Here is a 17442-nt window from a genome sequence, read left to right as displayed (position 1 = left end):
CTCATTTGTAAGGAGTTTATTGAGTTTATTTATCTTTCCAGTGCACTTTGGCGTCTTTGATAAAGGAGAGCGTTACCATGATGTTGACGAAGAACAGCGGGCATCCTCCGGCGATAATCGCGGTTTGAATGGGTTTTAACCCGCCGAGCGCTAACAGGACGATGCCGATAACGCCAACCAGCACCGACCAGCCGATACGTACCAGCAGCGGCGGCTCTTCACCGTCGCGCACTTCGCGGCAGGTGGACATGGCCAGCGTGTAGGAGCAGGCGTTAATCAGCGTGACGGTGGCGATAAAGCAGAGGATGAAGAATCCCCACATCGTAGCCGTGCTGAATGGCAGTGCGGCCCAGGTTTCGATGATGGCGCGCGCCACGCCGTGCTGTTCGATAAGTTGTGGAATATTGAGGATATTTTTATCCATCAGCAGCAGGGTGTTGCTGCCAAGAACGGTCCACAGAATCCAGGTGGAGGCGGTCAGGCCGAGCACCATCCCAAAGCACAGTTCGCGCACGGTACGGCCGCGGGAAATACGCGCGAGGAAGATACTCATCTGGATGGCGTAAATGACCCACCATGCCCAGTAGAAAACGGTCCAGCCCTGCGGGAAGCCGCCTTTGCCGATCGCATCGGTGTAGAACAACATGCGTGGCAGATACATCAACAGCATACCGACGGAATCGGTGAAGTAGTTCATGATGAAGCTGGCGCCGCTGACGATAAACACCCAGCCGAGCATCAGGAAACTGAGATAGCTACGCACGTCACTGGCGATTTTCACCCCTTTTTGCAGGCCGCAGGCCACGCAAATGGCGTTCAGAACGATCCAGCAGGTAATGATGATGGCGTCCAGTTCCAGCGTATGAGGGATGCCGAACAGATACTGCATACACTCTGTCACCAGCGGCGTCGCCAGACCGAGGCTGGTGCCCATCGCGAAGATCAGCGCCACCAGATAGAAGTTATCGACAATAGTACCGAATAACCCTTTCGCGTGTTTCTCGCCCACTAAAGGTACCAGCGTGGAGCTGGGACGAATCACGTCCATTTTGCGAACAAAAAAGAAGTAGGCGAACGCGACGGAGAGGAAGCTGTAAGTCGCCCACGGTAACGGCCCCCAGTGAAACAGGCTGTAGGCGAGGCCGATCTCTTTGGCGCCGTTGGAGCCAGGTGCCAGAGCAAAGGGCGGCGTCGAGATGTAATAATAAATTTCGATTGAGCCCCAGAACAGCACGGCGGCGGAAGTGCAGGAGGCGAACATCATGAAAATCCAGCTGGCGGTGCTGAATTCCGGCGGTTCATCACCTAATCTTTTTTTAGCGTAAGGGCCGAAGACCAGCCAGAACCAGCCAAAAAGCATCACCACCATGTACCATTCAAATGCCCAACCCCAGATATTTGTGACATAACTGAAGACGGCATTAATAACAATATTCGCAGCGTCGAGATCTCTGACGGTTAGCCAACAAAGTATCCCTACAATTATTAACGGCGGGAAAAAAACCTTAGGTTCAATCCCGGACTTTCTCTTTTCATTTTTCATGAGTCAATTCCAGTGTCAAAACGAAATTTATGTTACGTTCCCGTTTGTTATATTTTGTTTATTTTTCTTAGTAATAATCTGATGACAGTTAGACCTCAGAGTCGCTTTGGCGAGTAACTCATAATGGGTATTCATTTTGCGGTAATCCGTTATGTTGATCACACTTTTTTGTCTGGTGTTTTTGACCTTTATTTTCAAATAAAATCAATTTAAAACAATTAGATGTGTTGTATTTTGGTCGAATTGCGCGCATCTCTCATTCAATATTGGTGATCCATCAAACAATATTGAAAATTTTTATGTTCTACGGGTGCTGTTCAATATTAGTGAGGTGCTTAACAATATTGAAAGTTGTAAATATCAGCGTGTGACATTTTCAATATTGGTGATTAAAGTTTTATTTCCGAATTAAAGAGCGTGATATCTGTATTTAACACCGCCGATATGGATGACGTTTCCTTCATGATTTCTGGAGATGCAATGAAGATAATTACTTGTTACAAGTGCGTGCCTGATGAGCAGGATATTGCGATCAATAATGCCGATGGTTCATTAGATATCAGCAAAGCGGATGCCAAAATCAGTCAGTACGATCTGAATGCGATTGAAGCTGCCTGCCAGTTAAAGCAGCAGGCAAGCGATGCCCAGGTGATTGCCATGAGCGTAGGCGGCAAGGCGCTGACCAACGCCAAAGGGCGTAAAGATGTGCTCTCCCGTGGGCCAGATGAACTGGTCGTGGTGATAGACGACCAGTTTGAACAGGCTTTGCCGCAACGCACCGCCGCAGCGCTTGCCGCCGCCGCGCAAAAATCGGGCTTTGATCTGATCGTTTGCGGCGACGGTTCCTCCGACCTTTATGCCCAGCAGGTCAGCCTGCTGGTGGGTGAAACGCTGAACATTCCGGCCATCAACGGCGTGAGCAAAATCCTCTCCCTGACGGAAAGTGCGCTTACCGTTGAGCGTGAACTGGAAGATGAAATTGAAACCCTGAGTATTCCCCTGCCTGCGGTGGTGGCGGTCTCCACAGACATTAACGCTCCGCAGATCCCGTCGATGAAAGCGATTCTGGGCGCGGCGAAAAAACCGGTGCAGGTCTGGTCTGCGGCGGATATTGGTTTCAGTGCGCCAGACGCGTACTCCGTCCAGAAAGTCGCCGCACCGAAACAACGCGAGCGTCAGCGCATTGTTATTGAAGGCGATGGTGAAGAACAGATCGCCGCGTTCGCCGAACATCTGCGCAAAATCATTTAATTACCGGGGGATATTATGAACACGTTTTCTCATGTCTGGGTATTCAGCGATACCCCTTCTCGTCTGCCGGAACTGATGAGCGGCGCACTGGCTTCAGGCGAGCAGATTCATGCGTTTGTGCAGCACGACGCCGAGGGCGAGACGGCACGCCAACTGGGGGCGAATCACATCTGGCATTTACGCGGTAAACCGGACGACCGCATGGTGGAAGATTACGCCGGGGTGATGGCGCAGACGATTCGCCAGCAGGGGGATTCGGGTCTGGTGCTGCTGCCTAATACCCGCCGTGGCAAACTGCTGGCGGCAAAGCTGGGATTTCGTCTCGCGGCGGCCGTCTCTAACGACGCCAGTGCGGTAACGCAGCAGGAGGGCCATGCGACCGTCCGGCATATGGTCTACGGCGGGCTGGCGATTGGCGAAGAGACCATCACATCACCGTATGCGGTGATCACCGTCGGCAGCGGCACGTTCGAGGCGCAACAGGCGGACGCGTCCCGCCACGGCGAGTCGCATGACGTGCAGTGGCTGTCGCCAGATGTCGTCGTAACGCGCACCGCAACGCAGGCGCGCCAGAGCAACACGGTCGATCTTGATAAAGCGCGACTGGTGGTTAGCGTCGGGCGCGGCATCGGCAGCAAAGAGAATATCTCGCTGGCCCAGGCGCTGTGTCAGGCCATAGGCGCGGAACTGGCGTGTTCTCGTCCGGTGGCGGAAAACGAAAAATGGATGGAGCACGAGCGTTATGTCGGCATCTCCAACCTGATGCTTAAACCAGAGCTTTACCTCGCGGTGGGCATTTCCGGGCAGATCCAACACATGGTGGGCGCGAACGGTTCACAAACCATCTGCGCCATCAACAAAGATAAAAATGCGCCGATATTTCAATACGCTGATTACGGCATTGTCGGCGATGTGATGAAGATTCTGCCTGCGCTTACGAGCGCTTTAGCACGCTGATCCACTCGGGCAGGGCTTGTGGGTATCGGCCCTGCCGCTGACAGGTAAATCTGGAGTTCTTATGTCCGAAGATATCTTTGATGCCATCATCGTGGGGGCCGGGCTGGCGGGTTCCGTCGCGGCGCTGGTGCTCGCCCGTGAAGGGGCGCAGGTGCTGGTTATTGAGCGCGGCAATTCCGCTGGCGCGAAGAATGTCACCGGCGGGCGCATCTACGCGCACAGTCTGGAGCGCATTATCCCCGGTTTTGCTGAACATGCCCCGGTTGAACGCGTGATCACCCATGAAAAACTCGCTTTTATGACCGAAAAAGGGGCGATGGCGGTGGATTACGTCAATGGCGAGGATGCCGCGCCTTCGCAGGTCTCTTATTCCGTATTGCGCAGTAAATTTGACGCCTGGCTGATGGAACAGGCTGAAGAGGCGGGCGCGCAGCTGATAACCGGCATCCGCGTGGATAATCTTGTTCAGCGCGACGGCAAAGTGGTGGGCGTTGAGGCGGATGGCGACGTTATTGAAGCGAAGACGGTCATTCTCGCTGATGGCGTGAACTCGCTGTTGGCGGAAAAACTGGGAATGGCGAAACGTGTAGATGCCGCCCATGTCGCGGTAGGCGTAAAAGAGTTAATTGAGTTGCCTGAATCGGTCATTGTGGATCGCTTCGGATTACAGGGAAATGAAGGCGCGGCCTGTCTGTTTGCCGGTTCTCCGACCGACGGTCTGATGGGCGGCGGCTTCCTCTATACCAATAAAACGACCCTCTCTTTGGGGCTGGTTTGCGGTCTGCATCATCTGAAAGAGGCGAAAAAGTCGGTTCCACAAATGCTGGAAGATTTTAAACAGCATCCGGCGGTGGCGCCGCTGATTGCGGGCGGAAAACTGCTGGAGTACGCCGCGCACGTCGTCCCGGAAGCGGGAATGAATATGCAGCCGGAACTGGTGGGCGACGGCGTGCTGATTGCCGGTGACGCCGCCGGTATGTGTATGAACCTCGGTTTTACGATTCGCGGTATGGATCTGGCCGTCGCGGCAGGGGAAGCGGCGGCGAAGACCGTACTTTCGGCCATGCAGAGCAACGATTTCAGCCGACAGGGGCTGGCGGAATATCGACAGCATCTCGACAACGGGCCGATGCGGGATATGCGTATGTACCAGCGCTTACCGGCGTTTCTGGACAACCCGCGTATGTTCACGCGCTACCCTGAAATGGTGGTGGGCATTGCCCGCGATCTGTTTACCGTCGATGGCAGCGCTCCCGTCCCTGTGCGTAAAAAAATCCTGCGCCACGCGAAGAAAGTGGGCTTCATCAACCTGATGAAGGATGGCATCAAAGGAGTGACCGTATTATGACTTCTCCCGTCAATGTGGACGTCAAACTGGGCGTCAATAAATTCAATGTGGATGAAGACAATCCGCACATCATCCTGAAAACCGAACCGGATAAGCAGGCGCTGGAGGTGCTGATCAAGGCGTGTCCGGCCGGGTTGTATAAACAGCAGGACGACGGCAGCGTACGTTTTGATTACGCCGGGTGCCTGGAGTGCGGCACCTGTCGAATTCTCGGGTTGGGGACGGCGCTGGAGAAATGGGAATACCCGCGCGGCACCTTTGGCGTGGAATTTCGCTACGGCTGAGGTTGATGCCGGATGGCGTCGCTGACGCGTCTTATCCGGCCTACAAAATACGTGATTCGTAGGCCTGATAAGCGTCGTGCCATCAGGCATCAAGTGAAAACAAAACAGGACGCGGCTATGCAGCAGCCCAGGAACTTTGACGACATTAAATTCTCCTCTATTCACCGCAGAATTATGCTGTGGGGAAGCGGCGGGCCGTTCCTGGACGGTTACGTACTGGTCATGATTGGCGTGGCGCTGGAGCAGCTCACGCCTGCGCTGAAGCTGGATGCGCAGTGGCTGGGATTGCTGGGGGCAGGCACGCTGGCTGGGCTGTTTGTCGGTACGTCGCTGTTCGGCTATATCTCAGACAAAGTGGGGCGACGTAAAATGTTCCTCATCGATATCATCGCCATTGGGGTGATATCGGTAGCGACGATGTTTGTCTCATCGCCGATGGAGTTGCTCGTCATGCGCGTGCTGATTGGGGTGGTGATTGGCGCGGATTATCCTATCGCCACCTCGATGATTACCGAGTTTTCCAACACCCGCCAGCGCGCCTTCTCGATCAGTTTTATTGCCGCGATGTGGTACGTCGGCGCCACCTGCGCCGACCTGGTCGGCTACTGGTTGTACGATGTGGCGGGCGGATGGCGCTGGATGCTGGGGAGCGCGGCAATTCCCTGCATTATGATCCTGATCGGGCGCTTCGATCTTCCCGAATCACCGCGCTGGCTGTTGCGTAAGGGGCGGGTTAAAGAGTGCGAGGAGATGATGATTAAACTGTTTGGCGAGCCGGTGGCGTTCGATGAAGAACCGCCCCAGGAGACGCGCTTCTTACAGCTGTTTAATCGCCGTCACTTCCCGTTTGTTTTGTTTGTCGCCGCCATCTGGACCTGCCAGGTCATCCCGATGTTCGCCATCTATACCTTTGGCCCGCAGATTGTCGGCCTGCTGGGGCTGGGCGTCGGGAAAAGCGCGGCGCTGGGTAATGTGGTAATCAGTTTGTTCTTTATGCTGGGCTGTATTCCGCCGATGTACTGGCTGAACAGCATAGGGCGACGGCCATTGCTGATCGGCAGCTTTGTTATGATGACGCTGGCGCTGGCTGTGCTGGGGTTGATCCCAGAAATGGGGATCTGGCTGGTGGTTGCGGCCTTTGCGGTGTACGCCTTTTTCTCCGGCGGCCCGGGGAACCTTCAGTGGCTCTACCCGAATGAGCTGTTCCCGACGGATATTCGCGCGTCTGCCGTGGGCGTCATTATGTCCCTGAGTCGAATTGGCACCATCCTTTCAACGTGGGCGCTGCCGATCTTCATCACCAGATATGGGATCAGCTACGTCATGCTGATGGGGGCGGGAATTTCACTTATCGGTCTGCTTATTTCCATCGCTTTTGCGCCGGAGACGCGTGGACTGACGCTTGCCCAGACGAGCAGTATGACGATTCGCAACAAGCCTCTGTGCTAGGGGATATCTTCAGAGTGTTCTGTATTTTCTTTTAAGGTCAGTCAGTTAGTCTATAGTTAATGGGTATACCACTGAAAATGACTGAAAAGCAGGGAGAACACCATGCAAAAACAACTTCTTATTGCGTCTCTTTTTGCCGCTGCGACGGTATTTACCGTAGCGGGCTGTTCATCAAACCAGGCCATAAAAACCACCGACGGCAAAACGATCGTCACTGATGGTAAACCACAGGTCGATGATGATACCGGACTGGTGTCCTACAAAAATGCAGAAACCGGTAAAACGGAACAGATCAACCGCGATCAGGTGAAGAACATGAGCGAACTGGATAATTAATTCAGTTTTATCCATTTAGCTGCTCAATAATATTCACTATTAGCCTGTTAAATTACTGACTACACTCTGTGATAAAACAGAGATGTAAAATAACAGGCTACTTCATGATCCTCATTATTTATGCCCATCCGTATCCGCAGCACTCGCATGCGAATAAACGGATGCTGGAACAGGCAAGGACGCTGGATGGCGTCGAAATTCGCTCGCTCTATCAACTTTACCCTGACTTCAATATTGATGTTGCCGCCGAACAGCAGGCGCTGGCGCGCGCGCGTCTTATCATCTGGCAGCATCCAATGCAGTGGTACAGCGTTCCCCCTTTACTCAAACTCTGGATGGACAAAGTCCTCGCGCATGGCTGGGCCTACGGGCATGGCGGCACGGCGCTCCGGGGCAAAGATCTGATGTGGGCCGTGACGACCGGCGGAGGCGAAAGCCACTTCGCTATTGGCGCCTATCCGGGCTTTGACGTGCTCTCGCAGCCGTTACAGGCTACCGCGCTCTATTGTGGGCTCAACTGGCTGCCGCCTTTTGCGATGCACTGTACGTTTGTCTGTGATGACGAAACGCTCCAGGCGCAGGCGCGCCACTACAAGCAACGTTTGCTGGCGTGGCAGGAGGCAAATCATGGATAGCCATACGCTGATACAGGCGCTGATTTACCTGGGGTCGGCCGCGCTGATTGTGCCGATTGCCGTCCGGCTGGGCTTAGGGTCGGTGCTGGGCTACCTCATTGCCGGGTGTATTATCGGCCCGTGGGGGCTGCGTCTGGTGACGGACGCTGAAGCTATTCTTCATTTCGCCGAAATTGGCGTGGTGCTGATGCTGTTTGTGATTGGGCTGGAGCTGGACCCGCAGCGTTTGTGGAAATTGCGTGCGTCGGTTTTTGGCGGCGGCGCGTTGCAGATGGTGGTATGCGGTGGGTTGATTGGCCTGTTCTGTATGTTCCTCGGTCTGCGCTGGCAGGTGGCGGAGCTGATCGGCATGACGCTGGCGCTCTCTTCCACGGCGATTGCGATGCAGGCGATGGATGAGCGTAACCTGACCGTCTCGCAAATGGGCCGTAGCACATTCGCCGTGCTGCTGTTTCAGGATATTGCCGCTATTCCGCTGGTGGCGATGATCCCCTTGCTGGCCGCCAGCAGCGCCTCAACGACGCTGGGCGTCTTTGCGCTGTCTGCGTTAAAAGTGGCGGGAGCGCTGGCGCTGGTGGTGCTGTTAGGGCGCTATGTCACGCGCCCGGCGCTGCGTTTTGTCGCGCGTTCCGGTTTGCGTGAAGTGTTCAGCGCCGTGGCTCTGTTTCTGGTCTTTGGCTTCGGCTTGCTGCTGGAAGAAGTGGGGCTGTCGATGGCGATGGGGGCGTTTCTGGCGGGCGTGTTGCTGGCAAGCTCGGAATACCGGCATGCGCTGGAAAGCGACATAGAACCGTTTAAAGGGCTGCTGCTGGGGCTGTTCTTTATCGGCGTTGGCATGTCTATCGACTTTGGCACGCTGATCGATAATCCGTTACGCATTCTTATCCTGCTGGTCGGTTTCCTGGTCATTAAAACGGTAATGCTGTGGCTTGTCGCCAGGCCGCTACGGGTGCCGAATAAGCAACGTCTCTGGTTTGCCGTATTATTAGGACAGGGGAGTGAGTTTGCCTTTGTGGTATTCGGCGCGGCGCAAATGGCTAATGTACTCGACCCGGAATGGGCGAAGGCGTTGACGCTCACCGTTGCGCTCTCAATGGCGGCGACGCCCATTTTTCTGGTGCTCCTGAGCCGTCTGGAAAAATCCGCAATCGGCGAAGCGCGTGAAGCGGATGAGATCGATGCGGAGCAACCGCGCGTGATCATCGCCGGATTTGGCCGTTTTGGGCAGATTACGGGGCGTTTGCTGCTGTCGAGCGGGGTAAAAATGGTGGTTCTCGACCATGACCCGGATCATATTGAAACGCTGCGCAAATTTGGCATGAAGGTCTTTTACGGTGACGCGACGCGCATGGATCTGCTGGAGTCCGCCGGTGCGGCGAAAGCGGAAGTGCTGATCAACGCGATTGACGATCCGCAAACCAGTTTACAACTGACAGAAATGGTAAAAGCCCATTTCCCCGACCTGCAAATTATTGCCCGCGCCCGCGATGTCGATCACTACATCCGTCTGCGACAGGCCGGTGTTGAGATGCCGGAGCGTGAAACGTTTGAAGGCGCGTTAAAAACAGGGCGTCAGGCGCTGGAGAAATTAGGGCTGGGACGCTACGAGGCGCGCGAGCGTGCCGATCTGTTCCGTCGTTTTAATACGCAGATGGTGGAAGAGATGGCGAAAGGGGAAAACGATCCAACGTCCCGCGCGGCTGTCTATAAACGCACCAGCGCTATGTTGAGCGAGATTATTACTGAAGACCGTGAACATTTATCGTTAATTCAACGCCACGGCTGGCAAGGCACGGATGAAGGTAAACATACGGGTGATGCAGCTGATGAGCCGGAAGTGAAACCGTCAACGTAGGCCAGGTAAGGCGTTTACGCCGCCATCCGGCAATTTGCCCGGTGGCGCTGCGCTTACCGGGCCTACAAACCATCGTAGGCCGGATAAGGCATTTATGCCGCCATCCGGCATTGGGCCTGATGGCGGCCTGCGAGCTGACACCGCTTTAAATAAGTCGGGTTGCCAGCAGAACGGAAAATTTTCGTGCTATTCCTCTTTTCGTTAGTCGACGAAAGATTGCTCTTTCCGTATAGTGGCGACAATTTTTTGTATCCAGGAAATATTCAATGATCAGTCTGATTGCGGCGTTAGCGGTAGATCGCGTTATCGGCATGGAAAACGCCATGCCGTGGAACCTGCCTGCCGATCTCGCCTGGTTTAAACGTAACACCTTAAACAAGCCTGTGGTTATGGGGCGCCATACCTGGGAATCCATCGGGCGACCGCTGCCGGGGCGTAAAAACATCGTCATCAGCAGCCAGCCTGGCACTGACGATCGCGTGCAGTGGGTGAAATCGGTCGATGAAGCGATTGCCGCCTGCGGCGATGCGCCAGAGATTATGGTGATTGGCGGCGGACGCGTGTACGAACAGTTCTTGCCGAAAGCGCAGAAACTGTATCTGACGCATATTGATGCCGAAGTGGAAGGGGACACCCATTTCCCGGACTACGAACCGGATGACTGGGAATCGGTCTTCAGCGAGTTCCACGACGCCGATGAGCAGAATTCTCACAGCTACTGCTTTGAGATTCTGGAGCGTCGTTAATCCGGCATGTTGTAATGCGGATTTGTAGGCCTGATAAGCGAAGCGCCATCAGGCAATAATGTGGCGTGAATGCCGGATAGCGGCGTAAACGCCTTATCCGGCCTACAAAATAACGCTCAGGCGTTTACCGCCTCGCCTTTGCCTGAATCAAGATGACGATTCGACGGCTGCACGAAGTAGCGCTTATCTTCCCAACGCAGACAGGTTAAATCCCCGCCCCAGCAGCAGCCGGTATCCAGACCATAAATGCCTTCCGGCGTCCCTTTACCTTCCAGCGACGCCCAGTGACCAAAGACAATGCTGTATGCTTCGCTAACCGGTCCCGGAATGGCGAACCAGGGTTTCAGCGGCGCAGGGGCGTTTTCCGGCGACTCTTTGCTGTACATATCCAGTTGGCCGTTCGGGAAACAGTAACGCATACGGGTGAAGGCATTCGTGATAAAACGCAGCCGCGCCAGACCCGTTAGCTCCGGCGTCCAGTTGTTCGGCATATCGCCGTACATCGCGTCGAGGAAGAAGGGATAGGAGTCGCTCGACAGTACGGCTTCAACATCGCGCGCGCAGTCTTTCGCTGTCTGTAAATCCCACTGCGGCGTAATGCCCGCATGCGCCATCACCAGCTTCTTCTCTTCGTCGACCTGCAACAGCGGCTGACGGCGCAGCCAGTTGAGCAGTTCGTCGGCGTCTGGCGCTTCCAGCAGCGGAGTCAGCCTGTCTTTCGGCTTATTGCGGCTAATGCCCGCAAAGACGGCCAACAGATGTAAATCGTGATTGCCAAGCACCAGACGCACGCAGTCGCCCAATGATTTCACGTAGCGGAGCACTTCCAGAGAACCAGGGCCGCGAGCGACCAGATCGCCGGTAAGCCACAGGGTATCTGAACCGGGGGTAAATTCCACCTGGTGTAACAATGCGATCAGTTCGTCGTAGCAACCGTGAACGTCGCCAATGAGGTATGTTGCCATTGCTTTAGTTTTAATGAATAAGTGTTGGAACGGCGAGTCGGAACACGGGAATATCGATAGTAAAGGCGACGCCTTTTTCATCGATCATTTCGTAGTGACCCTGCATGGTGCCCAGCGGCGTTTCAATAACGGCGCCGCTGGTGTACTGGTACTCTTCTCCGGGCGCGATGTGCGGCTGCACGCCAACCACACCTTCGCCCTGTACTTCGGTTTCGCGGCCATGACCATTGGTTATCAGCCAATAACGCCCCAACAACTGCACTGGCGCTCGCCCCAAATTGCGGATGGTTACCGTGTATGCGAATACGTAACGTTCATCATCAGGTGAAGATTGCGCTTCAATGTAGACGCTCTGAACCTGAATACACACTCGGGGCGAATTGATCATGCTTAACTCTCCTTCGAAGGCGCGTTTTCTGACAGATAGTTCGCCATCTGGCAATATTGCGCGACAGAGATATTTTCCGCTCGCAATGCCGGGTCAATGCCCAGTTCCGTCAGCACCTCGACGCTGAACAGATTGCCGAGGCTGTTGCGAATCGTTTTACGACGCTGGTTAAACGCCTCGGTGGTGATGCGGCTCAACACGCGTATGTCTTTCACCGGATACGGCATCGTCGTGTGAGGCACCAGACGCACAACGGCGGAATCGACTTTAGGCGGCGGCGTGAAGGCGGATGGTGGCACTTCCAGCACCGGGATCACCTGGCAATAATATTGCGCCATGACGCTTAATCGACCATACGCCTTACTGTTCGGCCCTGCAACCAGACGATTGACCACTTCTTTTTGCAACATAAAGTGCATGTCGGCAATGGCATCAGTATAGCTAAAGAGGTGGAACATCAACGGGGTGGAGATGTTGTAGGGCAAGTTGCCGAATACGCGCAGCGGCTGACCTATCTTCTCAGACAGCTCACCGAAGTTCATGGTCATGGCATCTTGCTGATAAATCGTCAGTTTCGGCCCCAAAAACGGGTGCGTTTGCAGGCGCGCGGCCAGATCGCGGTCAAGTTCGATCACCGTGAGCTGGTCCAGACGTTCGCCGACAGGCTCCGTCAGCGCCGCCAGACCGGGGCCGATTTCGACCATTGCCTGACCCTTTTGCGGGTTAATGGCGGAGACAATACTGTCGATCACAAACTGATCGTTGAGAAAGTTTTGCCCGAAGCGTTTACGGGCTAAGTGGCCCTGATGGACTCGATTATTCATTGGGTATTAACAATCATTTTGATGGCGAGATTAAGCGCCGTAATAAAACTGCCGACATCCGCTTGCCCCCGACCCGCCAGTTCAAGCGCGGTGCCGTGGTCTACGGATGTTCGAATAAAAGGCAGGCCCAGCGTGATATTCACGCCGCGACCAAATCCCTGGTATTTTAGCACGGGGAGACCCTGATCGTGGTACATCGCCAGCACGGCATCGGCATGATCGAGATATTTAGGCTGGAAAAGCGTGTCGGCGGGCAAAGGGCCGCTTAAGCGCATCCCCTGAGCGCGCAGATCATCCAGTACCGGAACGATCGTGTCGATCTCTTCGGTTCCCATATGGCCGCCTTCACCCGCATGTGGATTTAGCCCGCACACCAGAATATGCGGATCGGCAAGGCCGAATTTCGTGCGTAAATCATGATGCAGAATGCCGATCACCTCATGCAGCAAAGCGGGGGTAATGGCGTCGGCAACCGCTCTTAACGGCAGGTGCGTTGTCGCCAGCGCGACCCGCAGCTCCTCGGTGGCCAGCATCATCACCACTTTCTTCGCCTGCGAACGCGCTTCAAAAAACTCCGTGTGTCCGGTAAACGGTACGCCAGCGTCATTGATGACGCCTTTGTGAACCGGACCGGTGATCAGCGCCGCAAATTCCCCTTGCAGACAACCGTCGCAGGCGCGCGCCAGCGTATCCACCACATACTGCCCATTCTCAACGCTGAGTTGACCTGGGGTGACAGGAGCGCGAAGCGCTGTCGGCAACAGGGTCAGCGTGCCGGCGGATTGCGGTTTTGCAGGGTGATTTGGCGAGTAGGGAAGAAGCGAGAGGGGCAAACCGAGCAACGCGGCCCGGTCGGTTAACAGACGGGCATCTGCGCAGACGACGAGTTCGACCGGCCACTCACGCTGTGCGAGCTGAACGACTAAGTCAGGACCAATCCCGGCGGGTTCGCCGGGAGTGATAACAACGCGTTGAACCGTAGTCATTAATTGCTCAGGATTTTAACGTAAGCGCTGGCGCGTTGTTCCTGCATCCAGGTCGCCGCTTCCTCCGAGAACTTACGGTTCATCAGCATACGGTAAGCTCTGTCTTTCTGCGCCGCGTCGGTTTTATCAACGTTACGCGTATCCAGCAGTTCGATCAGGTGCCAGCCAAAGGAGGAGTGCACCGGGGCGCTCATCTGGCCTTTGTTGAGGCGGGTCAGCGCGTCGCGGAAGGCAGGATCGAAAATATCCGCTGCCGCCCAGCCCAGATCGCCGCCCTGGTTGGCAGAACCCGGGTCCTGTGAAAACTCTTTCGCTGCGGCGGCAAAGGTCGTTTTGCCGCTCTTAATGTCTGCTGCGATCTCTTCCAGTTTCAGGCGCGCCTGTTGATCGGTCATGATCGGCGAGGGTTTCAGCAGAATATGGCGGGCATGAACTTCAGTGACGGAGATGCTCTGGCTCTGGCCGCGCAGATCGTTCACTTTCAGAATGTGGAAGCCAACGCCGGAACGAATCGGGCCAACGATGTCGCCTTTTTTCGCCGTGCTCAGCGCCTGCGCGAAAATGCCCGGCAGCTCCTGAATACGTCCCCAGCCCATCTGGCCGCCTTTCAGCGCCTGCTGGTCGGCGGAGTAGGTGATCGCCAGTTTGCCGAAATCACTGCCGTTACGCGCTTCATCAACAATCGAACGCGCCTGGGCTTCCGCTTCGCTTACCTGATCCGACGTCGGGTTTTCCGGCAGCGGGATCAGAATGTGGCTCAGGTTCAGCTCTGTGCTGGCATCGTTCTGGTTACCGACCTGTTGGGCCAGCGCATCCACTTCCTGCGGCAGGATGGTGACGCGACGACGCACTTCGTTGTTACGCACTTCGGAGATGATCATCTCTTTGCGGATCTGGCTACGGTAGGTCGAGTAGCTCAGACCATCGTAAGCCAGACGGCTGCGCATCTGGTCCAGCGTCATGTTGTTCTGTTTAGCGATATTGGCGATAGCCTGATCCAGCTGTTCATCAGAGATTTTCACCCCCATCTTCTGACCCATCTGGAGAACGATTTGATCCATGATCAAACGTTCCAGGATCTGATGACGTAGCGTGGCATCATCAGGAAGCTGCTGACCAGCCTGACCCGCATTAAGTTTTACTGATTGCATTAAGCCATCAACGTCGCTTTCCAGCACGACGCCGTTATTGACGACGGCTGCGACTTTATCGACCACCTGCGGGGCAGCGAAACTGGTATTCGCGATCATGGCGATACCGAGAAGCAGCGTTTTCCAGTTCTTCATACTTTTTCCATTTCAATTAACCGCAATGCGGATTACGTGGTAAATCAATCAAATCACAGAGAGCTTTGATACGGCAAAATGTTCGAACGCAACATCTCTTTGGTGCCGAGACCGTAATTGGAGCTCAGACCACGCAATTCAATGTTAAAGCCGATCACGTTGTCATAAACAGCGTGTTCTTTATCGTTATCCCAACCGTTCAGCTTACGCTCATAACCGAAGCGAATCGCATAGCAGCAGGAGTTGTACTGCACGCCGAGCATCTGGTCGGCAGGCTTATTCACATTGGTATCAAAGTAGTAAGCACCTACGATAGACCAACGATCGGCAATCGGCCAACTGGCAACGCCCCCGACCTGGGAAATCCCGTTTTTATACTGCTCCGCAGTGGAATAAGACGGCAGCGTAGCCTGAATATATTCCGCGCTGGCATAACGGTAGTTCAACTGTAAGAGACGATTTTCATCGCGACGGTATTCGATCGTACTGCTGCTGGTCGCGACGCTGTCCAGACGCGTGTCGTACTGAATGCCGCTACGCAGTCCCCAGCGGTCGGAGATACGCCAGTAGGTGTCGCCCGCCCAAACCAGTGAGCCCGTTTTGTCGTCATTCTCCCAGGTTATGTTGTCATCGCCGGTGCGAGACTCCGTGAAATAGTAGATTTGACCCACGGAAACATTAAAACGTTCAATTGCGGCATCATCATAAATACGCGATGTGACGCCGGTCGTGACCTGGTTTGCGGAGGCGATACGGTCCAGACCGCCATATGTGCGGTCGCGGAACAGGCCGCTGTAGTCGGACTGCAATAATGAGGAGTCGTAGTTATTGATGCTGCTCTGGTTACGATAGGGAACGTACAGATACTGCGCGCGCGGCTCCAGCGTCTGGGTGTAACCCGGCGCCAATGTCGTCATATCGCGTTCAAACACCATCCTGCCGTCGACTTTGAACTGCGGCATTACGCGGTTAACCGACTCATCGAGTTTATTGACGTTTCGCGAATTGTTGTTGTACGAGTCCAGATTGGTTTGCTGGTAGTGCGTCGCCAGCAGCTTCGCTTCAGTATTGATGCTGCCCCACTGATTCGATAACGGCAGATTGATGGTTGGCTCCAGGTGAACGCGAGTCGCTTCCGGCATGTTGTCTCGGGTGTTCACAAACTTCACGGCCTGGCCGTAAATACGCGTATCGAATGGACCAACGTCATTCTGGTAGAAGTTAACGTCTAACTGCGGCTCAGCGGAGTAACTGCTGGTATTCTGATCGCTGAATACCTGGAACTGTTTGGTTGACACCGTGGCATCAAAGTTCTGCACGGCATAGCCGACGCTGAATTTCTGCGTGGCGTAACCGTCGGTACTGGAACCGTACTTATTGTCAAAGTCATTGAAGTAGCTGGAGTCGCTGACCTTGGTATAGTCGACATTAAAGCGCCATACCTGATCCATCACGCCGCCATGACGCCAGTAGAACAACCAGCGACGGGAGTTGCTGTCGTTCGGATGCTCATCGTCGTAAACGCGATCGGAATTCAGATAATCGAACTCCATTAAACCCGCGCCCGCCTGGCTGAGGTAGCGGAACTCATTCTCCCACATGACACCGCCACGACGGTGCATATAATGCGGCGTAATGGTGGCGTCCATATTGGGCGCGATGTTCCAGTAATACGGCAGGTAGAACTCAAAATAGTTCTTGGTGGTGTACTTCGCGTTCGGGATCAGGAAACCGGAGCGGCGTTTGTCACCGACCGGCAGCTGTAAATAAGGGCTGTAAAAGACGGGAACCGGACCCAGTTTAAAACGGGCGTTCCAGATTTCCGCTACCTGCTCTTCACGATCGTGAATCACTTCGCTGCCCACAACGCTCCAGGTATCGGAGCCTGGCAGACAGGAGGTAAAGCTGCCATTTTCCAGAATGGTATAGCGGTTTTCGCCACGCTGCTTCATCAGATCCGCTTTCCCGCGCCCCTGACGGCCGACCATCTGGTAGTCGCCTTCCCACACGTTTGTGTCTTTGGTGTTCAGGTTCGCCCAGCCTTTCGGCCCCTTCAGAATAACCTGATTGTCGTCATAATGGACGTTGCCGAGCGCATCGACGGTACGCACCGGTTCCGGCTGGCCTGGCGCCTCTTTTTGATGGAGTTGCACCTCGTCAGCTTGCAGGCGACTGTTACCCTGGTTGATATCGACATTACCGGTGAATACCGCGTCGTCCGGGTAGTTCCCTTTCGCGTGATCGGCGTTGATCGTCACGGGTAATTCGTTCGTCTCGCCTTTCACCAGAGGACGGTCGTAGCTTGGCACACCCAACATGCACTGCGAGGCAAGGTCGGCGGCCAGGCCCTGCTGACTATAAAGGGCGCTGGCGATCATGGTGGCCAGGAAAGTGGGAATACGTTTTTTCATACGTTGTATTTATTGTTCCATCATCAGTAGCGTTGCGCGTGACAAACGGTCAGAGACTAACGTACTCATCTTCACTACGCTAGTGTTAATCCTGTCCCTTTTCTACCCGTCGTCTTTCAGGTTGTGCTTTCGTGGACGTTATTCGCATGCCCCCGGCGACTTGCCTGGATAAGCGTCT

Annotated in this window: 16 protein-coding genes; 9 read left to right on the top strand and 7 right to left on the bottom strand. The window is 54.8% G+C overall.

The window, feature by feature from the left end; translation table 11 throughout:
* Positions 1 to 25: 25 nt before the first annotated feature.
* A complete protein-coding gene (gene caiT, locus OGW17_RS01365; RefSeq protein WP_012134129.1) occupies positions 26 to 1543 on the bottom strand; it encodes an L-carnitine/gamma-butyrobetaine antiporter in 1518 nt (505 codons plus the stop codon).
* 480 nt (positions 1544 to 2023) lie between these two features.
* Here caiT and OGW17_RS01360 point away from each other — a divergent pair, with 480 nt between their 5' ends.
* From OGW17_RS01360 to folA, 9 genes are all read left to right on the top strand, one after another.
* A complete protein-coding gene (locus OGW17_RS01360; protein ID WP_049008001.1) occupies positions 2024 to 2794 on the top strand; it encodes an electron transfer flavoprotein FixA in 771 nt (256 codons plus the stop codon).
* Between the two features lie 15 nt (positions 2795 to 2809).
* Positions 2810 to 3751, top strand: coding sequence for an electron transfer flavoprotein subunit alpha/FixB family protein (locus tag OGW17_RS01355; RefSeq protein WP_071257538.1), 942 nt, complete (start codon positions 2810 to 2812; stop codon positions 3749 to 3751).
* Positions 3752 to 3812: 61 nt separating this feature from the next.
* Positions 3813 to 5099, top strand: a complete 1287-nt coding sequence (locus tag OGW17_RS01350; protein WP_071257539.1) for an FAD-dependent oxidoreductase — start codon at positions 3813 to 3815, stop codon at positions 5097 to 5099.
* On the top strand, positions 5096 to 5383 hold the full coding sequence (gene fixX, locus OGW17_RS01345; protein ID WP_071257541.1) for a ferredoxin-like protein FixX: 288 nt from the start codon (positions 5096 to 5098) through the stop codon (positions 5381 to 5383). The genes OGW17_RS01350 and fixX overlap by 4 nt, the downstream gene beginning before the upstream one ends.
* A gap of 117 nt (positions 5384 to 5500) precedes the next feature.
* Entirely contained in the window at positions 5501 to 6832 is a 1332-nt protein-coding gene (locus OGW17_RS01340) for an MFS transporter (RefSeq protein ID WP_024130715.1), read from the top strand.
* Between the two features lie 102 nt (positions 6833 to 6934).
* Positions 6935 to 7168: a YgdI/YgdR family lipoprotein gene (locus tag OGW17_RS01335; protein WP_012134122.1), complete on the top strand. Its 234-nt coding sequence runs from the start codon at positions 6935 to 6937 to the stop codon at positions 7166 to 7168.
* 104 nt (positions 7169 to 7272) lie between these two features.
* The gene (gene kefF, locus OGW17_RS01330; RefSeq protein WP_047458991.1) at positions 7273 to 7803 is read left to right on the top strand and encodes a glutathione-regulated potassium-efflux system oxidoreductase KefF; all 531 of its coding nucleotides are present in this window, start codon (positions 7273 to 7275) and stop codon (positions 7801 to 7803) included.
* On the top strand, positions 7796 to 9658 hold the full coding sequence (kefC, locus tag OGW17_RS01325) for a glutathione-regulated potassium-efflux system protein KefC (RefSeq protein ID WP_071257543.1): 1863 nt from the start codon (positions 7796 to 7798) through the stop codon (positions 9656 to 9658). Before kefF ends, kefC begins: the two co-directional genes overlap by 8 nt.
* 266 nt (positions 9659 to 9924) lie before the next feature.
* Entirely contained in the window at positions 9925 to 10404 is a 480-nt protein-coding gene (folA, locus tag OGW17_RS01320) for a type 3 dihydrofolate reductase (protein WP_012134119.1), read from the top strand.
* A gap of 116 nt (positions 10405 to 10520) precedes the next feature.
* Here folA and apaH read toward each other — a convergent pair whose 3' ends face one another.
* From apaH to lptD, 6 genes are read right to left on the bottom strand one after another with little or no spacing between them, the layout of a single operon-like run.
* Positions 10521 to 11369 carry a bis(5'-nucleosyl)-tetraphosphatase (symmetrical) ApaH gene (apaH, locus tag OGW17_RS01315; RefSeq protein ID WP_012134118.1) on the bottom strand — a complete coding sequence of 283 codons (849 nt, stop codon included), beginning with the start codon at positions 11367 to 11369 and terminating at the stop codon, positions 10521 to 10523.
* A gap of 10 nt (positions 11370 to 11379) precedes the next feature.
* A complete protein-coding gene (gene apaG / locus OGW17_RS01310; RefSeq protein WP_012134116.1) occupies positions 11380 to 11757 on the bottom strand; it encodes a Co2+/Mg2+ efflux facilitator ApaG/CorD in 378 nt (125 codons plus the stop codon).
* Positions 11758 to 11759: 2 nt separating this feature from the next.
* Positions 11760 to 12581 carry a 16S rRNA (adenine(1518)-N(6)/adenine(1519)-N(6))-dimethyltransferase RsmA gene (rsmA, locus tag OGW17_RS01305; RefSeq protein WP_012134115.1) on the bottom strand — a complete coding sequence of 274 codons (822 nt, stop codon included), beginning with the start codon at positions 12579 to 12581 and terminating at the stop codon, positions 11760 to 11762.
* Positions 12578 to 13567 carry a 4-hydroxythreonine-4-phosphate dehydrogenase PdxA gene (pdxA, locus tag OGW17_RS01300; protein ID WP_071257545.1) on the bottom strand — a complete coding sequence of 330 codons (990 nt, stop codon included), beginning with the start codon at positions 13565 to 13567 and terminating at the stop codon, positions 12578 to 12580. The genes rsmA and pdxA overlap by 4 nt, the downstream gene beginning before the upstream one ends.
* Positions 13567 to 14853 (bottom strand): peptidylprolyl isomerase SurA, encoded by a 1287-nt coding sequence (gene surA / locus OGW17_RS01295; RefSeq protein ID WP_047458976.1) that lies wholly within the window; start codon positions 14851 to 14853, stop codon positions 13567 to 13569. The genes pdxA and surA overlap by 1 nt, the downstream gene beginning before the upstream one ends.
* Before the next feature lie 53 nt (positions 14854 to 14906).
* Entirely contained in the window at positions 14907 to 17264 is a 2358-nt protein-coding gene (lptD, locus tag OGW17_RS01290; RefSeq protein ID WP_049011438.1) for an LPS assembly protein LptD, read from the bottom strand.
* Positions 17265 to 17442 lie beyond the last annotated feature (178 nt).

Origin of the sequence: Citrobacter sp. CK181 (assembly GCF_030333595.1) — a bacterium.
GTDB classification, from domain to species: Bacteria; Pseudomonadota; Gammaproteobacteria; order Enterobacterales; family Enterobacteriaceae; genus Citrobacter_B; species Citrobacter_B koseri.
The sequence above is the reverse complement of the archived record's forward strand: the minus strand, read 5'-3'. Positions and strand labels throughout refer to the sequence as shown.

Bases quoted from the DNA above. Each gene is read 5' to 3' on its own strand.
- OGW17_RS01335 (WP_012134122.1), top strand. From the start codon at position 6,935: ATGCAAAAACAACTTCTTATTGCGTCTCTTTTTGCCGCTGCGACGGTA.
- surA (WP_047458976.1), bottom strand. From the start codon at position 14,853: ATGAAGAACTGGAAAACGCTGCTTCTCGGTATCGCCATGATCGCGAAT.
- caiT (WP_012134129.1), bottom strand. From the start codon at position 1,543: ATGAAAAATGAAAAGAGAAAGTCCGGGATTGAACCTAAGGTTTTTTTC.
- pdxA (WP_071257545.1), bottom strand. From the start codon at position 13,567: ATGACTACGGTTCAACGCGTTGTTATCACTCCCGGCGAACCCGCCGGG.
- apaG (WP_012134116.1), bottom strand. From the start codon at position 11,757: ATGATCAATTCGCCCCGAGTGTGTATTCAGGTTCAGAGCGTCTACATT.
- OGW17_RS01340 (WP_024130715.1), top strand. From the start codon at position 5,501: ATGCAGCAGCCCAGGAACTTTGACGACATTAAATTCTCCTCTATTCAC.
- rsmA (WP_012134115.1), bottom strand. From the start codon at position 12,581: ATGAATAATCGAGTCCATCAGGGCCACTTAGCCCGTAAACGCTTCGGG.
- kefF (WP_047458991.1), top strand. From the start codon at position 7,273: ATGATCCTCATTATTTATGCCCATCCGTATCCGCAGCACTCGCATGCG.
- OGW17_RS01355 (WP_071257538.1), top strand. From the start codon at position 2,810: ATGAACACGTTTTCTCATGTCTGGGTATTCAGCGATACCCCTTCTCGT.
- kefC (WP_071257543.1), top strand. From the start codon at position 7,796: ATGGATAGCCATACGCTGATACAGGCGCTGATTTACCTGGGGTCGGCC.
- fixX (WP_071257541.1), top strand. From the start codon at position 5,096: ATGACTTCTCCCGTCAATGTGGACGTCAAACTGGGCGTCAATAAATTC.
- apaH (WP_012134118.1), bottom strand. From the start codon at position 11,369: ATGGCAACATACCTCATTGGCGACGTTCACGGTTGCTACGACGAACTG.
- OGW17_RS01360 (WP_049008001.1), top strand. From the start codon at position 2,024: ATGAAGATAATTACTTGTTACAAGTGCGTGCCTGATGAGCAGGATATT.
- folA (WP_012134119.1), top strand. From the start codon at position 9,925: ATGATCAGTCTGATTGCGGCGTTAGCGGTAGATCGCGTTATCGGCATG.
- OGW17_RS01350 (WP_071257539.1), top strand. From the start codon at position 3,813: ATGTCCGAAGATATCTTTGATGCCATCATCGTGGGGGCCGGGCTGGCG.
- lptD (WP_049011438.1), bottom strand. From the start codon at position 17,264: ATGAAAAAACGTATTCCCACTTTCCTGGCCACCATGATCGCCAGCGCC.